The following is an 18322-nucleotide window of genomic DNA, read 5'->3' as shown; positions in this document are numbered from 1 at the left end:
CATCACGGTGACAGGGTGTGGCGACGGGCGGGGTGCGGCTACGATGACCGGCACAAGGACGGGCGGCGCAAGGGTGCCGTCCCCTGGGGCGGCACCCGCCGGTGCCTCCCCGTTTCCTGCGGACAGGGGCGGCCCCAAGCCGGGGCGAGGAGGGCGGGCCATGGTGCAGAAGGCCAAGATCCTCCTGGTCGATGACCGGCCGGAGAATCTGCTGGCGCTGGAGGCCATCCTCTCTGCGCTCGATCAGACGCTGGTGCGGGCATCGTCCGGGGAGGAAGCGCTCAAAGCACTGCTCACGGACGACTTCGCGGTCATTCTGCTGGACGTCCAGATGCCGGGCATGGACGGCTTCGAGACGGCCGCGCACATCAAGCGGCGGGAGAGGACCCGGGACATCCCGATCATCTTCCTGACCGCGATCAACCACGGCCCCCATCACACCTTCCGGGGCTATGCGGCAGGCGCGGTGGACTACATCTCCAAGCCGTTCGACCCGTGGGTGCTGCGCGCGAAGGTCTCGGTCTTCGTGGACCTGTACATGAAGAACTGCCAGCTGAAGGAGCAGGCGGCCCTGCTGCGGCTCCAGTTGGAGGGCGGCGGCAAAGGAGCGGTGGGCGACGGCAAGGAATCGGCCGGTCTGCTCGCGGAACTCTCCGCCCGTCTCGCCGCGGTCGAGGAGCAGGCCGAAGCCCTGTCCAAGCAGCTGGACGACGAGTCCGCCGACGCGGCGGCGGTTGCCACGGCAGCCCATCTGGAGCGCAAACTGACGGGCCTGCGACGTGCCCTGGACGCGCTGGAGCCGGGCACGGGCAGTCCGTCGTCGCTGCCTTCGCAGGGCTGAGTCCGCATCCGGGTCGCGGGGCCCGGTCCGCTCGGCGAGCGGTGGGATCGGGCCATGCTTCCCGCGATGTACAGCTCCTGAGGGCGTGTCAGCCCGGCTCCTCTCCGGACACGACACGAACGGGTGAAGCAGCGGGCGCACGTGTCCGCTGTCGTCTCCCCCGGTAACCTCACACCCATGGCCTCACGTCCCTCCGCAGCCAAGAAGCAGCCCGCGAAGAAGGCCGCCGCTTCGGGGGCGGCTCCGGCGAAGAAGGCCGCCGCGAAGAAGGCCTCCGCCAGGAAGGCGCCGGCCAAGAAGCCCGCGGGCAAGGCGGCGCCCAGGCCCGCGCCCAGCCCCACGGGGGGCGTGTACCGGGTCGTGCGCGCCCTCTGGCTCGGGCTCGCGCACGCCGTCGGCGCCGTCTTCCGCGGAGTGGGACAGGGCGCCAAGAACCTCCACCCCGCGCACCGCAAGGACGGCGTCGCGCTGCTGCTGCTCGCCGTCGCCCTGATCGTCGCCGCGGGCACCTGGGCCGATCTGCGCGGACCCGTCGGCGACCTGGTCGAGATCCTGGTGACCGGCGCCTTCGGCCGGCTGGACCTGCTGGTGCCGATCCTGATCGCGGTCATCGCCGTCCGCTTCATGCGGCATCCCGAGAAGCCCGAGGCCAACGGACGGATCGTCATCGGCCTGTCCGCCCTGGTGATCGGCGTGCTGGGACAGGTCCACATCGCCTGCGGCTCGCCCGCCCGCAGCGACGGCATGCAGGAGATAAGGGACGCCGGCGGGCTCATCGGCTGGGGCGCGGCGACTCCGCTGACCTACGCGGTGGGCGAGGTCCTCGCCGTACCGCTGCTGCTGCTGCTCACGGTGTTCGGCCTGCTGGTCGTCACCGCGACCCCGGTCAACGCGATCCCGCAGCGGCTGCGGCTGCTCGGGGTGCGGCTGGGCATCGTCCACGACCAGGAGGCCGAGGAGTACGGCGACGACGACGAGCGCTACGAGGAGCAGTGGCGCGAGGTGCTGCCCGCGCGCTCCCGCAAGCGCCCGGACGCCGCCCAGCAGGACTACGACCCGGACGCCGTCGAGCAGGAGGCCCTGTCCAGGCGGCGTTCGCGTCCCCGTCGCTCGGCGGTGCCGCAGCCGGACATGCAACGGCAGATGGACGCCGTGGACGTCGCCGCCGCAGCCGCCGCCGCGCTCGACGGCGCGGTGCTGCACGGCATGCCGCCCTCGCCGGTCGTCGCGGACCTCACCCAGGGCGTCGGCGTGGGCGACCGCGGGGAGAGCACCACCCCGACGCCCGTGCCCGCCGCACGCCCCGGACAGGACGGCCGGACCGGACGGTCCCCGCAGGAGCCGCCGGCCCAGCGGCCCGCCGGCCACAAGCAGTCCGGGGTCCCCGACCTCACGAAGGCCCCGCCGGCCCAGCCCCGCGACCTGCCGGCGCGCGCCGAGCAGCTTCAGCTCTCCGGCGACATCACCTACTCGCTGCCCTCCCTGGACCTGCTGGAGCGGGGCGGGCCCGGCAAGGCGCGCAGCGCGGCCAACGACGCGGTCGTCGACTCGCTCACCAACGTCTTCACCGAGTTCAAGGTCGACGCCAGTGTCACCGGGTTCACCCGCGGCCCGACGGTCACCCGCTACGAGGTCGAACTCGGGCCCGCCGTGAAGGTGGAGCGCATCACCGCGCTGACCAAGAACATCGCGTACGCCGTGGCCAGTCCGGACGTGCGGATCATCAGCCCGATCCCGGGCAAGTCCGCGGTCGGCATCGAGATTCCCAACACCGACCGGGAGATGGTGAACCTCGGGGACGTGTTGCGGCTCGCCGAGTCCGCCGAGGACGACGACCCGATGCTGGTCGCCTTCGGCAAGGACGTCGAGGGCGGTTACGTCATGCACTCGCTGGCGAAGATGCCGCACATGCTGGTCGCCGGCGCCACCGGCTCCGGCAAGTCGTCCTGCATCAACTGCCTGATCACGTCCGTCATGATGCGGGCGACCCCCGAGGACGTCCGGATGATCCTGGTCGACCCCAAGCGCGTCGAGCTGACCGCGTACGAGGGCATCCCGCATCTGATCACGCCGATCATCACCAACCCCAAGCGGGCCGCCGAGGCCCTGCAGTGGGTGGTACGCGAGATGGATCTGCGCTACGACGACCTGGCGGCGTACGGGTTCCGGCACATCGACGACTTCAACCGCGCCGTGCGCGAGGGCAAGGTGAAACCTCCCGAGGGCAGCGAGCGCGAGCTCCAGCCCTACCCCTACCTGCTGATCATCGTCGACGAGCTGGCCGACCTGATGATGGTCGCCCCACGGGACGTCGAGGACGCCATCGTGCGCATCACCCAGCTCGCGCGTGCCGCCGGTATCCACCTGGTGCTCGCCACCCAGCGCCCGTCGGTCGACGTGGTCACCGGTCTGATCAAGGCGAACGTGCCCTCCCGGCTGGCGTTCGCCACCTCCTCGCTCGCCGACTCGCGCGTCATCCTCGACCAGCCGGGCGCGGAGAAGCTGATCGGCAAGGGCGACGGGCTGTTCCTTCCGATGGGGGCGAGCAAGCCGACGCGTCTTCAGGGCGCCTTCGTGACCGAGGCGGAGGTCCAGCAGGTCGTCCAGCACTGCAAGGACCAGATGGCGCCCAACTTCCGGGACGACGTCGTCGTCGGCACCAAGCAGAAGAAGGAGATCGACGAGGACATCGGCGACGACCTCGACCTGCTGTGCCAGGCGGCCGAGCTGGTCGTCTCCACGCAGTTCGGCTCGACGTCCATGCTCCAGCGCAAGCTGCGCGTCGGCTTCGCCAAGGCGGGGCGGCTGATGGACCTCATGGAGTCCCGGAACATCGTCGGGCCCAGCGAGGGATCCAAGGCGCGTGACGTTCTTGTGAAGCCCGAGGACCTGGACGGAGTGCTCGCCGTGATTCGCGGGGAGTCTGAGGGGTAGCAGGAAGACGCCGTCCGGCGGACGCGCCGGCTGCGGGTGGGCGCGTGGACCGTGATCCACCCGTTAGCGAGCGACGGGCAACCGTTTCGCCTGGGCGTACGTCAAGTTGAGCGAGAGGACCGGTGCGCGTCCAACCCTGGGCGCCACATCTGTCCCACCATCGGTTTGTCCGGCCATTCCGATGGCGTACAAAGTCCTACAGCCGGGTCGCTTCACCCTTTGGCACCTCCCTAGACTGAACCTCCAGCACAGGCGGCTACACGCTCGAAAGGCGCCCCCGTGTCCATCGGCAACTCCCCTGAAGACGAGCGTCCCTTCGAAGACGTTTCCGAGGAAGCCCGCCCCTCCGTCGGCCGTGCCCTGAAGGAGGCGCGGATCGCCGCCGGGCTGACCGTCAACGACGTCAGCAGCGCCACCCGGGTCCGCCTCGCCATCGTGCACGCCATCGAGGCCGACGACTTCGCGCCCTGCGGCGGCGACGTCTACGCCCGCGGCCACATCCGGAACCTGGCGAAGGCCGTGCGTCTCGACCCGGCCCCGCTGCTCGCGCGCTTCGACGCCGAGCACGGCGGCCGCCCCGCCCCGACCCCCGCCGCCCCCCTGTTCGAGGCGGAACGCATCCGCCCGGAGCGGCGCGGGCCCAACTGGACCGCTGCCATGGTCGCGGCGATCGTCGTCGTGATCGGCTTCGTCGGCTTCACGGCCGTCAAGGGCGGCAGCGACGACACCGGCGCCCAGGGGCAGATCGGCGAGGGCTCCACGCCCACGGCCGGCACCTCCGCCCCGCCCACGCCCAAGAGCAGCAAGCCCGCCGACCCGACGCCCGCGCCGTCCGACAGCGCCATCGCGGCCGCGCCGCAGGACAAGGTGACCGTGCAGGTCAGTGCCGACAACGGGCGCAGCTGGATCTCGGCCAAGGACCACAACGGCCGGATGCTCTTCGACGGGCTGCTGCAGAAGGGCGAGTCCAAGACCTTCCAGGACAGCTCCAAGATCAACCTGATCCTCGGCGACGCCGGCGCGATTCAGCTGTACGTCAACGGCAAGAAGATCGAGGACCAGTTCCAGCCGGGCGCCGTGGAGCGTCTCACGTACACCAAGGGCGACCCGCAGGTCGGGTAGCCGACTGTGCGCGGTCCGTACACAAAGGGCCGAACAGACAGGCGAGCACGGGGTTGGCCAAGCTCGGCCAACCCCGTCGACTTGGGCGGTCGTGGAGACAAAGTAGTCTTGAGCCCATGCCTGAACGCCGTACCGTCGCACTCGTCACTCTCGGCTGCGCCCGCAACGAGGTGGACTCGGAGGAGCTCGCAGGCCGTTTGGAGGCGGACGGCTGGCAGCTCGTGGAGGACGCCGCGCAAGCGGACGTCGCCGTGGTCAACACCTGTGGCTTCGTGGAGGCCGCCAAGAAGGACTCCGTCGACGCCCTCCTGGAGGCCAACGACCTCAAGGACCACGGCAGAACGCAGGCGGTGGTCGCGGTCGGCTGCATGGCCGAGCGGTACGGCAAGGAACTCGCCGAGGCCCTCCCGGAGGCCGACGGCGTGCTCGGCTTCGACGACTACGCCGACATCTCCGACCGCCTCCAGACGATCCTGAGCGGCGGCGTCCACGCCTCGCACACCCCGCGCGACCGCCGCAGGCTGCTGCCGATCAGCCCGGCCGAGCGTCAGGACGCCGGCACCGAGGTGGCCATTCCCGGGCACGGCCCCACGGACCTCCCGGAAGGTGTCGCCCCGGCCTCCGGGCCGCGTGCGCCGCTGCGCCGCCGGCTGGACGGCGCCCCGGTCGCCTCGGTCAAGCTCGCCTCCGGCTGCGACCGGCGCTGCTCCTTCTGCGCCATCCCGTCCTTCCGCGGCTCGTTCATCTCCCGCCGCCCGAGCGACGTGCTGAACGAGACGCGGTGGCTGGCCGAGCAGGGCGTCAAGGAGATCATGCTGGTCTCCGAGAACAACACCTCCTACGGCAAGGACCTCGGCGACATCCGCCTCCTGGAGTCCCTGCTGCCCGAGCTCGCCGAGGTCGACGGCATCGAGCGGGTGCGGGTGAGCTACCTCCAGCCGGCCGAGATGCGTCCCGGACTGATCGACGTCCTGACCTCCACCCCGAAGGTCGTCCCCTACTTCGACCTGTCGTTCCAGCACTCCGCGCCCGGCGTGCTGCGCGCCATGCGCCGCTTCGGCGACACCGACCGCTTCCTGGAACTGCTCGACACCATCCGCACCAAGGCTCCCGAGGCCGGCGTGCGGTCCAACTTCATCGTCGGCTTCCCCGGCGAGAGTGATGCCGACCTGGCCGAGCTGGAGCGGTTCCTGAACGGCGCCCGGCTGGACGCCATCGGCGTCTTCGGCTACTCCGACGAGGAGGGCACCGAGGCGGCGACGTACGACGACAAGCTCGACGAGGACGTTGTCGCCGAGCGGCTGGCGCGGGTCTCCCGGCTGGCCGAGGAACTCGTCTCCCAGCGGGCCGAGGAGCGCGTCGGCCAGACGGTGCACGTGCTGGTCGAGTCCGTGGACGCCGAGGACGGTGTCCGCGGCCGTGCGGCGCACCAGGCGCCGGAGACGGACGGCCAGGTGCTGCTCGTGGGCGGCGAGGGCCTGGACGTCGGTCGTATGGTCGAGGCGAAGGTGGTCGGTACGGAAGGCGTCGACCTGGTGGCCGAGACGCTGGCGGGCACGCTCGCGTGGAGCGAGGGGGTGGGCAGATGACGGGAGTCCCGGCATCCGCTGCGGGCGGCTCCTCCGGCGCGCAGGGCAGGGCCGCGGGGGCGGCCTCGCGTCGCGCCGGCGCCGACGGGGCCACGGGCGCCTCCCGTGCATCCCAGGTTTCCCGTCCTGCCGCTGCCGCCGGTTCCGGTGCGACGGACGCGGCCGGAGCGGCGGGCGAGGCCGAGCGGGCGCAGGGCGCCGGCAGGTCGCCGCGCGGCGGGAAGATCGCGGCCGCCGCCGTGAACCAGGCGAGCGTGTGGAACGTCGCCAATCTGCTGACCATGCTCCGGCTGCTGCTCGTGCCCTGCTTCGTGGCCCTGATGCTGACCGACGGCGGGTACGACCCCGCGTGGCGGTCGCTGGCCTGGGCCGCCTTCGCCGTCGCCATGATCACCGACCTGTTCGACGGCCACCTGGCGCGGACGTACAACCTCGTCACCGACTTCGGGAAGATCGCCGACCCCATCGCCGACAAGGCCATCATGGGTGCGGCGCTCATCTGCCTCTCCGGGCTCGGCGACCTGCCCTGGTGGGTGACCGGAGTCATCCTCGGCCGGGAACTGGGGATCACGCTCCTGCGCTTCCTGGTCATCCGCTACGGCGTGATCCCCGCGAGCCGCGGCGGCAAGCTGAAGACGCTCACGCAGGGCGTGGCCGTCGGGATGTACGTACTGGCGCTGACGGGCTGGCTGGCCACGCTGAGGTTCTGGGTGATGGCCGCGGCGGTCGTGCTGACCGTGGTGACGGGCCTGGACTATGTGAGACAGGCCATCGTGCTGCGCCGTCGGGGAATCGCCGAGCAGCGTGCCGCGTTGGAGGAGTCGCAAGCGTGAGTTCGCCGGCCGCCGACGTAGTGAGGCTGCTCACGGTGAGAGGCGAGACGGTCGCCGTGGCCGAGTCGCTGACCGGTGGCCTGGTCGCGGCGGAGATCACCGCGGTGCCGGGGGCGTCGAAGGTGTTCCGGGGCTCGGTCACCGCCTACGCCACCGAGCTCAAGCACCGGCTGCTGGACGTCGACGCCACCCTGCTGGCCGAGCGGGGAGCGGTGGATCCGCAGGTCGCGGCCCAGATGGCGGCCGGGGCGCGGAAGGTCATGGAAGCCGACTGGGGCATCGCGACCACCGGAGTCGCCGGCCCCGACCCGCAGGACGGACAGCCCGTCGGCACGGTCTTCGTGGCCGTCGACGGGCCCCGCACGACGGAAACCGGTGCCGACCGCGGCGGGAAAACGGCCGCGCTGCGGTTGAACGGCAGCCGGGCGGACATTCGTATGGAGAGTGTACGGAGGGTACTCGCACTGCTTTTGGAGCAGATCGCGGGCGAACAGACCGGAAATGAGCGGGCACAGGATACGGAACGGAACGGGGGGTTTTGATGTTTACAGCCCTGAGTGAACACGACATCGCTCCCCGCACGGCCGCGGCGCAAGGCGGTACGGTGGGGCGTGAAGGATGCGGCTACGCGGTCCGAGGAGGGAGCCACCGATGATTCTGCTCCGTCGCCTGCTGGGTGACGTGCTGCGTCGGCAGCGCCAGCGCCAGGGCCGTACTCTGCGCGAAGTCTCCTCGTCCGCCCGAGTCTCGCTCGGCTATCTTTCCGAGGTGGAGCGGGGGCAGAAGGAGGCTTCCTCCGAGCTGCTCGCCGCCATCTGCGACGCGCTGGACGTACGGATGTCCGAACTCATGCGGGAAGTGAGCGACGAACTCGCCCTTGCCGAGCTGGCCCAGTCTGCTGCGGCCACCGAGCCCGTGCCCACGCCGGTTCGCCCGATGCTGGGTTCCGTGTCGGTGACCGGTGTGCCACCGGAACGGGTGACCATCAAGGCGCCCGCCGCCGAGGCGGTGGACGTGGTCGCCGCGTGACCTGTCGCACGCGCGCGTGAACCCACGCACACGTGGATGAGGCCCCGGCCGGGCCTCTCCGGGGAAACCTGGAGGGGCGCGGCCGGGGCTTTCACCTTGTCCGGGGGTTTACGGCGGGTTTCGCCGCGGCCCGTTTGCCGGTGCCGGGCGGGGCCGCCATCGTGGAGGCCAGTGCGGCGGTCCGTCGTCGGCCGGAGGTGATGGTGGGTGCGATGGCGCGGCCGATAGTGCGCTGGGGGGCCGCTCTGGGGCTGGGTGCCGCGTGGTGGTGGGCGGTGCTGCGGCTGCTGCTGTCGGGCGATGCGGGAGTGCTGGAAGGGGCCGTCGCGGCCGGGGGATGGGGGCTGAGCCTGCTGCCCGTGCACTGCGTGCCCAAGGAGGGGGCCGGGGAGAGGGGCAAGGGGAGCCACAAGGAGGGGGCGCGGGAAGAACCGGGCGAGGGGCAGGACGGGGGGCTCGGAACGTCGGCGCCCACGGACGGTGATGAAGCGTCGTTTCCCGCCTCCGAGGGGTGGCCGTACGGTGCCTTCGGAGCGTCACCCTCCGCCGGCGGGAGATGGCCGTTCGGCACCGCGAAGGCATCGCCGCCCCCTCGTTCGGACGGGGAATCCGGCCCGTCCTGAAGGACCGGGCGGGCGGTCAGCCAGTGGTGCGGTGATAGCGATCCCGCCACTTCTGCGCGCTGCCCGGCGCCGGTACGGGGCCTGCCTGGCAGCTCGGACACCAGTACGTGGGCCGCTCCTGGGAGCCGTCGCCCTGGTCGGCCACCCGGACGGAGGTGCCGCAGCGCAGACAGGGGCGCGGTGCCCGGCCGTACACGAACAGGTCATGGCCCCGAAGGCCCGTGGTCCGGCGGACCACACGGTCGCGGTTGGCCTCCAGAAGATTCTTGGCCAGGGCGGGCAGCTTCGCGGCGCGGTCGGCGGGCACGGCGCCGACCGGAAGCCACGGCGTCACGCCGAGCAGGAAGCACAGCTCGCTCTTGTAGACGTTGCCGATGCCTGCGAGATTGCGCTGGTCGAGCAGGGCCTCGCCGAGCGGGCGGCCCGGGTCGGCCAGGAGGTTGGCCAGGGCCAGGTCCGGGTCCCAGTCGGGGCCGAGGAGATCGGGGCCGAGGTGGGCGACGGTGCGCTCGTCCTCCGAGGTGCGCAGCAGCTCGAGAACCTGGAGGCGATAGCCGACGGCAGAGCGGTCGGCGGTGCCGAGGACGGCGCGGATCTGGTGGCCGGGGCCGCCCTTCCAGCGCTCCCCGGCGCCGTACACCTTCCAGGCGCCCTCCATCAGCAGATGCGAGTGCAGCGTCAGGCCGCCCTCGAAACGGGTGAGCAGATGCTTGCCGCGGGAGACGGTGTCCAGGACGGTCCTGCCGGTGAGGTCGACCGTGGCGTACTTCGGCACCCGGAAGTCGCTCCGGGTCAGCACCTCGCCCGCGAGGGCGTCGCGCAAGCGCCTCGCGGTCTGCCAGACCGTGTCGCCTTCGGGCATGGGTCAAGGGTGGCACGTGCGGGTGGGCGGCCACGTACGGGTGCGCGTGGGTCGGCTCCCGCTGCTCGGGGGCACTGTCCGGATCACCGGGTCATGCGCGCGTCACCCGGTTCATGCGCGCAGGCGCAGTCCGCGCGGGGTCGCCACGAAGCCCGCTCCTTCCAGGAGGGCGCCGATGGAGGAGGTCAACGCGGAGGCGCCGTTGACCCGCTCCACCGTCACCGTGCCCAGCGAGCCCGCTCGGGCGGCCGCGGCCAACGCCTCGGCGGCCTCCCGCAGGCGCGGGTCGTCACCGGCCGCGCCGTCCGGGTCGGCCGGCCAGGCCAGCAGCGTCTTGCCGCCGCGCTCCATGTACAGCGTCAGTTCGCCGTCGACGAGCACCACCAGGGAGCCGGCCTTGCGGCCCGGCTTGTGTCCCGCGCCGGTCGGCGGCTCGGGCCAGGGCAGGGCGGCGCCGAAGGCGTTCGCGGGGTCGGCGGCGGCGAGGACGACCCCGCGGGCCGCTGCGTCGGCGGTGCGGGCACGGCGGTCGCCGAAGCCGCCTCCGTACGGGAAGCCCGTCCCGCCGCCCCTCGGGCCGCCGAGTCCCGGTGAGGCGAGGTCGCGGGGTGAGACGTAGTCACCGGGCGCCGGGCGGCCGGAGTCCAGCCAGTCGACGTCACCGCCGAAGTCGCCGTCAAGGCCACCGCCGAGTTCGGCGGCGGGGAAGCCGGAGTCGATGCCGCCACCGGGGACCCAGGAGCCGTCCGGGGAGCCGAAGCCGCCGGGGCCTCCGTCCCCGGAGACCGCGCCGGGCAGGCCCTCGCCCCGCTCACGGGCGTTCGCCACCGCGCGCAGCCGGTCCACCGCGCCGTCCATCGCGAACTGCGCGGCGCCCAGGCCCTCCACCACGTAGCCCCGCCGGGCCTGGCCGCTGTCCTCGAAGGCGGACAGGACCCGGTACACCGCCGAGAAGCCGCCCTCCACGCCCTCCGCCGCCACCGCGCCCCGCGTCACCACGCCGTGCCGGTCGAGGAGCGTACGAGCCAGGGCGTGGGCGCGCACGGTGGGGTCGGGGTCGCGGGCCGGGAGCAGCGACCAGCGGCCGGCGACGGTCGGCGGGCCGCTGCGGGACGCGGTGCGGGCGGCGGCCGTCAGCGATCCGTAACGCCCGCGCGGGACGGTGCGTTTGGCCCGGTGCGCGGTGGAACCCGCGGTGCGGCCCGAGCCCAGCAGGGAGCGCATCGGGGCGAGCGTGTCGTTGGTGAGCCGCCCGGACCACGCCAGGTCCCACAGCGCGTCGGCCAGTTGGGGATCCGTGGCCTCGGGGTGGGTGGTCGCGTGGACCTGGTCGGCGATCTGACGGAAGAACAGGCCGTATCCGCCGGAGAGGGCGTCCAGGACCGACTGGTGCAGCGCGGTCAGCTCCAGCGGGTGCGGGGACGGCAGGAGCAGCGGGGCCGCGTCCGCGAGGTACAGGGAGACCCAGCCGTCCTTTCCGGGCAGCGCGCCCGCGCCCGCCCACACGACCTCGCCGGCCGAAGTGAGTTCGTCCAGCATCGAGGGGGTGTAGTGCGCCACGCGGGACGGCAGGACCAGCTTCTCCAGCGCGGAGGCGGGCACGGACGCGCCCTGCAACTGCTCGACGGCGCGCACCAGTCCGTCGATGCCGCGCAGGCCGTGCCCCTTGCCGAGGTGCTGCCACTGGGGCAGGAACTGGGCGAGCGCGGCCGGCGGCACCGGCTCCAGCTCGTGCCGCAGCGCGGCCAGCGAACGCCGGCGCAGCCGCCGCAGCACGGCCGCGTCGCACCACTCCTGGCCGATGCCCGCCGGATGGAACTCGCCCTGTACGACACGGCCGCCCGCGGCGAGCCGCTGGAGCGCGCCCTCGGTGACCGCCACGCCCAGGCCGAAGCGGGCCGCGGCCGCCGCCGACGTGAACGGGCCGTGGGTGCGGGCATAGCGCGCCAGGAGGTCGCCCAGAGGGTCCTTCACCGGCTCGGTGAACGCCTCCGGGACGCCCACGGGCAGCGCGGTGCCGAGCGCGTCGCGCAGCCGGCCCGCGTCCTCGATCGCGGCCCAGTGGTCGGCTCCGGCGATCCGGACCCGGATGGCCCGGCGGGCCCCGGCCAGCTCCGCCGCCCAGCCGGACTCGGCGCCCCGCTCGGCCAACTCGGCCTCCGAGAGCGGCCCGAGCAGCCGCAGGACGTCGGCGACGCCCTCGACGTCCTTCACACGGCGGTCCTCGGTCAGCCACTGAAGCTCGCGCTCCAGCTCCACCAGCACCTCGGCGTCGAGCAGTTCACGCAGCTCCGCCTGGCCCAGCAGCTCGGCCAGCAGCCGCGAGTCCAGCGACAGCGCGGCGGCGCGGCGCTCGGCGAGCGGCGAGTCCCCCTCGTACAGGAACTGGGCGACGTACCCGAACAGCAGCGAACGGGCGAAGGGGGACGGCTCGGGGGTGGTGACCTCGACCAGGCGCACCCTGCGCGACTCGACGTCGCCCATCAGCTCGACCAGGCCCGGCACGTCGAAGACGTCCTGGAGGCATTCGCGGACCGCCTCCAGGACGATCGGGAACGAGCCGAACTCGCTCGCCACCTGGAGCAGTTGAGCGGCGCGTTGGCGCTGCTGCCACAACGGGGTGCGCTTGCCCGGGTTGCGGCGCGGCAGCAGCAGCGCGCGGGCGGCGCACTCGCGGAAGCGGGAGGCGAACAGCGCCGAGCCGCCGACCTGGTCGGTGACGATCTGGTCGACCTCGCCCTTGTCGAAGGTGACGTCCGCGGCCCCGACGGGCGCCTGCTCCGCGTCGTACTCCAGGCCGGCCCTCATCGGTTCCTGGTCGAGCAGGTCGAGGCCCATCAGGTCGGCGTCGGGCAGGCGCAGCACGATGCCGTCGTCGGCGTGCATGACCTGCGCGTCCATGCCGTACCGCTCCGACAGGCGGGCGCCGAGCGCCAGCGCCCAGGGGGCGTGCACCTGGGCGCCGAAGGGGGAGTGCACCACGACCCGCCAGTCGCCCAGCTCGTCGCGGAAGCGCTCCACGACGATCGTCCGGTCGTCGGGGACGTGCCCGCAGGCCGCGCGCTGCTCCTCCAGGTACGACAGGACGTTGTCGGCGGCCCACGCGTCGAGGCCGGCGGCCAGCAGACGCAGCCGGGCGTCGTCCTGGGGCAGGGAGCCCACCTCGCGCAGGAACGCGCCCACCGCGCGGCCCAGCTCCAGCGGGCGGCCGAGCTGGTCGCCCTTCCAGAACGGCAGCCGGCCCGGCACGCCCGGCGCCGGCGAGACCAGGACCCGGTCGCGCGTGATGTCCTCGATGCGCCAGGAGCTGGTGCCGAGCGTGAAGACGTCGCCGACCCGGGACTCGTAGACCATCTCCTCGTCCAGCTCGCCGACCCGGCCGCCGCCCTTCTTGGGGTCCGAGCCGGCGAGGAACACGCCGAACAGCCCGCGGTCGGGGATCGTGCCCCCGGAGGTGACGGCGAGGCGCTGAGCGCCGGGGCGGCCGGTGATGGTGCCCGCGACGCGGTCCCACACCACGCGCGGTCGCAGCTCCGCGAACGCGTCGGACGGGTAGCGCCCGGCGAGCATGTCCAGGACGGCGGTGAACGCCGATTCCGGCAGTGAGGCGAACGGCGCCGCCCGGCGGACCATGGAGAGCAGGTCGTCCAGCTGCCAGGTGTCCATCGCCGTCATCGCCACGAGCTGCTGGGCGAGGACGTCCAGCGGGTTGGCGGGCACCTTCAGGGACTCGATGGAGCCGGAACGCATCCGCTCGGTGACCACCGCGGCCTGGACCAGGTCGCCGCGGTACTTCGGGAAGACCACGCCGGTGGAGACCGCGCCGACCTGGTGGCCCGCGCGGCCGACCCGTTGCAGTCCGGAGGCCACGGACGGCGGGGACTCGACCTGGACGACGAGGTCCACGGCGCCCATGTCGATGCCCAGCTCCAGGCTGGAGGTGGCGACCACCGCGGGGAGCCGGCCCGCCTTGAGGTCCTCCTCGACCAGGGCGCGCTGCTCCTTGGACACCGAGCCGTGGTGCGCGCGGGCGATGACCGGAGGCGCGCCCTGCGCCGCGCCGGAGCCGCCCATCAGCTCCGCGGGGGAGTGGTGTTCGTCCAGGGGCTCGCCGGTCGCCCGCTCGTAGGCGATCTCGTTGAGCCGGTTGCACAGGCGCTCGGCCAGCCGGCGGGAGTTGGCGAACACGATCGTCGAGCGGTGAGCCTGGACCAGGTCGGTGATCCGCTCCTCGACATGCGGCCAGATCGAGGGCCGCTCCGCCTTGTCGCCGTCCTCGGCGACAGGGGAACCGCCCAGCTCCCCCAGGTCCTCGACGGGGACGACCACCGACAGGTCGAACTCCTTGCCTGACTCCGGCTGGACGATCTCCACCTTGCGGCGGGGCGACAGATAGCGGGCGATCTCGTCGACCGGGCGGACCGTCGCGGACAGGCCGATGCGGCGGGCGGGCCTGGGCAGCAGCTCGTCCAGGCGCTCCAGGGACAGCGCGAGGTGCGCGCCCCGCTTGGTGCCGGCCACCGCGTGCACCTCGTCCAGGATCACCGTCTCCACGCCGGTGAGCGCGTCCCGGGTGGCCGAGGTCAGCATCAGGAACAGCGACTCGGGCGTGGTGATCAGGATGTCCGGCGGGCGGGTGGACAGGGCGCGGCGCTCGGCCGCCGGGGTGTCGCCGGAGCGGATGCCGACCTTCACCTCCGGCTCGGGCAGGCCGAGGCGGACGGACTCATGGCGGATACCGGTCAGCGGGCTGCGCAGATTGCGCTCCACGTCCACGGCGAGGGCCTTGAGCGGGGAGACGTACAGCACCCGGCAGCGCTTCTTCGGATCGGCCGGGGGCGGGGCGGAGGCGAGCTGGTCGAGCGCGGCGAGGAAGGCGGCGAGGGTCTTGCCGGAGCCGGTCGGGGCGACCACCAGCACGTCCGAGCCCTCGCCGATGGCCCGCCACGCGCCCGCCTGGGCCGCGGTGGGCGCGGAGAAGGCCCCCGTGAACCAGCCGCGGGTCGCGGGGGAGAAGCCGTCGAGGGCCCGGTGTGCGTCGCTGACCATGAGTCCATCGTGCACCCGGCCACTGACAACGCCCTCTGGCCTGGGCGGGCGCCCGGGAACGCCGGGGCGGCCCCCGCACTCGCGCAGCCGGGCCGACGACGGAGAATCGGGAGCATGGCGGCAGCGGGTGAGGAGCGGGCGCGGCACTGGCGGTACGAGGAACTGCCCGGTGTCGATCTGCTGCGGGCCCGCTACGTCCGCAAGGAGTTCGTGCGGCACACCCACGAGCACTTCGTGATCGCCGCCATCGTCGAGGGCGTGGAGGTGTTCCACCACGGAGGGTCCGACCAGTACGCGGGGCCGGGGACGCTGGCGCTGGTCAATCCCGACACCCCGCACACCGGGCGGGCGGCGGTGCCCGAGGGGTGGCGGTACGGAGCGGTGTATCCGTCGCCGGAGCTGGTCGCCGAGATCGCCGGGGAGACCACGGGCATCCGCGGGACGCCGGGCTTCGTCCGTCCCGTGCTCGACGATCCGTACGCCGTCGGGCTGGTGCATCAGGTGCTGCGGGCCACGGACGAGGGCAACGCGCTGGCCGCCGACACCCTGCTGCGGGTCGCCGTGACGCGGCTGCTGCGGCTCAACGGCGGGGCGTTGCCGCAGCGGGAGATACGGACGGCGGGGGCGCGGACCGCGGCACGCGCGCGTGCCGTCCTGGAGGAGCGGATGGCCGAGCCGCCGAGCCTGGAGAGGCTGGCGGCCGACCTGGGCAGCAGCCCGTTCGCGCTGCTGCGCGCCTTCCGCAACGCCTACGGAATGCCGCCGCACACCTGGCTGACCGACGCCCGGGTGCGCCGGGCCAGGCGGCTGCTGGACGCGGGCACCGCGCCCTCCCAGGCCGCCGTCGCCGTCGGCTTCACCGACCAGTCGCACCTGAGCCGGCACTTCACCCGGATCGTGGGCGTGCCCCCGGGCGCCTACCAGCGCGAGCGCAAGAACGTACAAGACTCCAGGCCCCGGCTGTTCCTACCCTCGGCGTTGTGGCAGAACAGACAGCTCTCGCAGACATCCGCGCCGACGACGGAGGAAAACCCGACGCCGCCGTCGTACGGGACGCCCTCGGGGTCGGGATCGCCGTAGGACTGTCCGGGTTCGCCTTCGGGGTGACCTCGGCGGGCAGCGGGCTCACGCTCTGGCAGACGTGCGCGCTCAGCCTGCTGGTGTTCACCGGGGCTTCCCAGTTCGCGCTGGTGGGGGCGCTGGCAGCCGGAGGCAACCCGTACACGGCGGCCGCGGGCGCCTTCTTCCTGGGCGTGCGCAACGCCTTCTACGGGCTGCGCCTGTCACAGCTGCTGGCCCTCCCGCGCGCGGTACGGCCGTTCGCGGCCCAGTGGGTCATCGACGAGACCACCGCGGTGACGCTGGCCCAGCCCACGCGGCGCAGTGCGCGGATCGGCTTCACCGTCACCGGGATCACCCTGTACGTGCTGTGGAACCTCACCACGCTGCTGGGCGCGCTGGGCGCCAAGGCCCTCGGCGACACCGACGCCTGGGGCCTGGACGCGGCCGGGCCGGCCGTCTTCCTGGCGCTGCTGGCGCCGATGCTGAAGACCTCCACCGAGCGGGCCGTCGCCGCTCTGGCCGTGCTGCTCGGGCTCGGTCTGCTGCCCGTGCTGCCGGCCGGTGTGCCGGTCCTGGCGGCCGCGCTCGCCGCGCCGGCCGTGCTGTACCTGCGGGGCCGTCGCGGGAGCGGCGCCCGTGACGACGTACGAGAGGGAGAGCGTTGAACATCTGGATCGCGGTGGCGGTGACCGCTGTCGGCTGCTACGCCGTCAAGCTGGCCGGGCTGCTCGTTCCGGCGGGCGCCCTGGAGCGTCCGCTGGTGAAGCGGCTCGCCGCGCTGCTGCCCGTCGCCCTGCTGGCCGCGCTCACCGCCCAGCAGACGTTCGCCGACGGGCACACGCTTGTGCTGGACGCGCGGGCGGCCGGAGTCGCGGCCGCCGCCGTGGCGCTGCTTCTGCGGGCGCCGTTCCTGGTCGTGGTCGGGGCGGCGGTGCTGGTGACGGCCGGGGTACGCGCCCTGACGGGGTGAGCCGGGGGCCCGTCGGTGGGGTGGGGGCGCCTGCCCGAGGGGTGGGGCCCAGCCGGTGGGTGTGGGGCGCCGCCTGCTCGTGGGGCGGGCGCCTGCCGGTGGCGGCTCGGCCGATGAGCCATGGCGTCGTGGCGTGCATCAGCGGAGCCCGGCCGAGGAGCCGGGGCGTGTACCGGTCGTGGTTCAGCCGATGGTCCGGCCGTAGGCCCTGAGGGTGCGCAGCGCCTCGATCGTGACCATGGGGCGTGCCTCGAGGGCGGGGCCCGGAGCCCACTTGCGCCAGGTGACGGGCCAGCCGCCGTCCTCCTCCTGGCGGCCGGCCAGGAAGTCCAGGGAGCGCTTCATCTCCTCGTCCGTGAACCACGCGCGCGCGAGGGAGCCGGGCGTCCGCGCGTAGTCATGCGGAAAGTGGTGCTCCCCGGGTGCGTAGCCGGGCGCGACCGGAAAGGCCTCGGGATGCTCCGGGTCCAGCAGCGCCAGCCGCTGGTCGCGCACCAGACGGCCGAGCCGGTCGGCGGCCGCACGCGCGCGTGTGCGGTCGGGTACCGAGTCCAGGAAGACGACGGCCGCCTCGATCTCGTACGGGTGGGAGGTCTCCAGGGACTCGGCCCGCCGCCAGCAGAAGTCGGTGGCCCGGAAGAGCCAGGCGTGCCACACCTCGTTGCGGTGCAGCAGGCCCACCACCGGCCCGGTGGCCAGCAGGTCGCTCGGCGGATCGTCCACGATCGGCACGAAGGGGGCCGCCGGATAGCCTCGCTGACCGGGATGGACCGCGGGCAGCGCGCCGTCGGGGGTGGAGACGGAGGTCAGATAGCGGCACACGCGCTCCACCCGCTGTCCGCCGCAGCGGCCGACGGTGTCCAGCACGCGCAGCGCGTGCGCGGTGTGCAGCGGCTGGCTGACCGGGCCCCGCAGATCGGGCTCCAGCGCGTGACCGTACCCGCCGTCCTCGTTGCGGTAGGCGTCCAGCGCGGTCTCCACCGGATCCGCGGCGCCGTTCAGGAAGTGGTACGCGAACAGCCGCTGCTCCAGCACGCGCGCGGTGAGCCACACGAAGTGCTCGGCGCGGAACAGCGGGGAGGACGCCGGGGGCGGCGGGGGAGAAGGGGGAGCTCCGGTCTCGGCCATGCGTCAGACCGTAGGGCGGAAAGCGTTCTCCCCAGGTGGCCCCGGACCGAGGTCACCCGCAGGGGCGGGATACTGGGATCATGCGGTTGACGGTCTTCTGGGAGCGGATGGCGGAGCACTTCGGCGCGGGGTACGCCGAAACCTTCGCGCGCGATCACGTGATGTCGGAACTCGGCGGGCGCACGGTGCACGAGGCGCTGGCGGCCGGCTGGGACGCGAAGGACGTGTGGCGCGTCGTGTGCCGGGTCATGAACGTTCCGCAGGAGAGGCACTGACCGGC

Annotated in this window: 14 protein-coding genes; 11 read left to right on the top strand and 3 right to left on the bottom strand. The window is 73.1% G+C overall.

Annotation, left to right across the window (positions count from 1 at the left end; translation table 11 throughout):
* Positions 1-160: 160 nt before the first annotated feature.
* The 7 genes from CG719_RS24080 (at position 161) to CG719_RS24050 (ending at position 8348) form a co-directional block, all read left to right on the top strand.
* Positions 161-841: a response regulator gene (locus tag CG719_RS24080; protein ID WP_100570765.1), complete on the top strand. Its 681-nt coding sequence runs from the start codon at positions 161-163 to the stop codon at positions 839-841.
* A 177-nt stretch (positions 842-1018) separates the two neighbouring features.
* Positions 1019-3775 carry a DNA translocase FtsK gene (locus CG719_RS24075; protein WP_199836754.1) on the top strand — a complete coding sequence of 919 codons (2757 nt, stop codon included), beginning with the start codon at positions 1019-1021 and terminating at the stop codon, positions 3773-3775.
* Positions 3776-4054: 279 nt separating this feature from the next.
* Positions 4055-4897 carry a helix-turn-helix domain-containing protein gene (locus tag CG719_RS24070; RefSeq protein ID WP_100570764.1) on the top strand — a complete coding sequence of 281 codons (843 nt, stop codon included), beginning with the start codon at positions 4055-4057 and terminating at the stop codon, positions 4895-4897.
* Positions 4898-5013: 116 nt separating this feature from the next.
* Positions 5014-6486: a 30S ribosomal protein S12 methylthiotransferase RimO gene (gene rimO / locus CG719_RS24065; protein WP_100570763.1), complete on the top strand. Its 1473-nt coding sequence runs from the start codon at positions 5014-5016 to the stop codon at positions 6484-6486.
* Positions 6483-7319: a CDP-diacylglycerol--glycerol-3-phosphate 3-phosphatidyltransferase gene (gene pgsA / locus CG719_RS24060; RefSeq protein ID WP_100570762.1), complete on the top strand. Its 837-nt coding sequence runs from the start codon at positions 6483-6485 to the stop codon at positions 7317-7319. The genes rimO and pgsA overlap by 4 nt, the downstream gene beginning before the upstream one ends.
* Positions 7316-7861: a CinA family protein gene (locus CG719_RS24055; RefSeq protein WP_100570761.1), complete on the top strand. Its 546-nt coding sequence runs from the start codon at positions 7316-7318 to the stop codon at positions 7859-7861. Before pgsA ends, CG719_RS24055 begins: the two co-directional genes overlap by 4 nt.
* Before the next feature lie 109 nt (positions 7862-7970).
* The gene (locus CG719_RS24050) at positions 7971-8348 is read left to right on the top strand and encodes a helix-turn-helix domain-containing protein (RefSeq protein WP_100570760.1); all 378 of its coding nucleotides are present in this window, start codon (positions 7971-7973) and stop codon (positions 8346-8348) included.
* Positions 8349-8987: 639 nt separating this feature from the next.
* On the opposite strand, the gene CG719_RS24040 is transcribed toward CG719_RS24050, so the two are convergent.
* Both CG719_RS24040 and CG719_RS24035 read right to left on the bottom strand, forming a co-directional pair.
* The gene (locus tag CG719_RS24040) at positions 8988-9833 is read right to left on the bottom strand and encodes an Fpg/Nei family DNA glycosylase (RefSeq protein ID WP_100570758.1); all 846 of its coding nucleotides are present in this window, start codon (positions 9831-9833) and stop codon (positions 8988-8990) included.
* Between the two features lie 111 nt (positions 9834-9944).
* On the bottom strand, positions 9945-14882 hold the full coding sequence (locus CG719_RS24035) for an ATP-dependent helicase (RefSeq protein WP_100570757.1): 4938 nt from the start codon (positions 14880-14882) through the stop codon (positions 9945-9947).
* A 114-nt stretch (positions 14883-14996) separates the two neighbouring features.
* On the opposite strand from CG719_RS24035, the gene CG719_RS24030 reads away from it, so the two are divergent.
* Genes CG719_RS24030 through CG719_RS24020 form a run of 3 tightly spaced genes read left to right on the top strand, consistent with a single transcriptional unit; the run spans position 14997 to position 16914 of the window.
* A complete protein-coding gene (locus CG719_RS24030; protein ID WP_100570756.1) occupies positions 14997-15962 on the top strand; it encodes an AraC family transcriptional regulator in 966 nt (321 codons plus the stop codon).
* Entirely contained in the window at positions 15863-16609 is a 747-nt protein-coding gene (locus CG719_RS24025; RefSeq protein WP_100570755.1) for an AzlC family ABC transporter permease, read from the top strand. Before CG719_RS24030 ends, CG719_RS24025 begins: the two co-directional genes overlap by 100 nt.
* A complete protein-coding gene (locus CG719_RS24020) occupies positions 16606-16914 on the top strand; it encodes an AzlD domain-containing protein (protein WP_100570754.1) in 309 nt (102 codons plus the stop codon). Before CG719_RS24025 ends, CG719_RS24020 begins: the two co-directional genes overlap by 4 nt.
* Positions 16915-17097: 183 nt before the next feature.
* Here CG719_RS24020 and CG719_RS24015 read toward each other — a convergent pair whose 3' ends face one another.
* Positions 17098-18042, bottom strand: a complete 945-nt coding sequence (locus tag CG719_RS24015) for a hypothetical protein (protein ID WP_100570753.1) — start codon at positions 18040-18042, stop codon at positions 17098-17100.
* 80 nt (positions 18043-18122) lie between these two features.
* On the opposite strand from CG719_RS24015, the gene CG719_RS24010 reads away from it, so the two are divergent.
* Positions 18123-18317, top strand: a complete 195-nt coding sequence (locus CG719_RS24010; RefSeq protein ID WP_100570752.1) for a DUF3046 domain-containing protein — start codon at positions 18123-18125, stop codon at positions 18315-18317.
* Positions 18318-18322: the final 5 nt, after the last annotated feature.

It is taken from the genome of Streptomyces sp. CB01373 (assembly GCF_002803075.1).
Taxonomy (GTDB): domain Bacteria; phylum Actinomycetota; class Actinomycetes; order Streptomycetales; family Streptomycetaceae; genus Streptomyces.
This window is presented reverse-complemented; position numbering and strand designations above follow the sequence as displayed.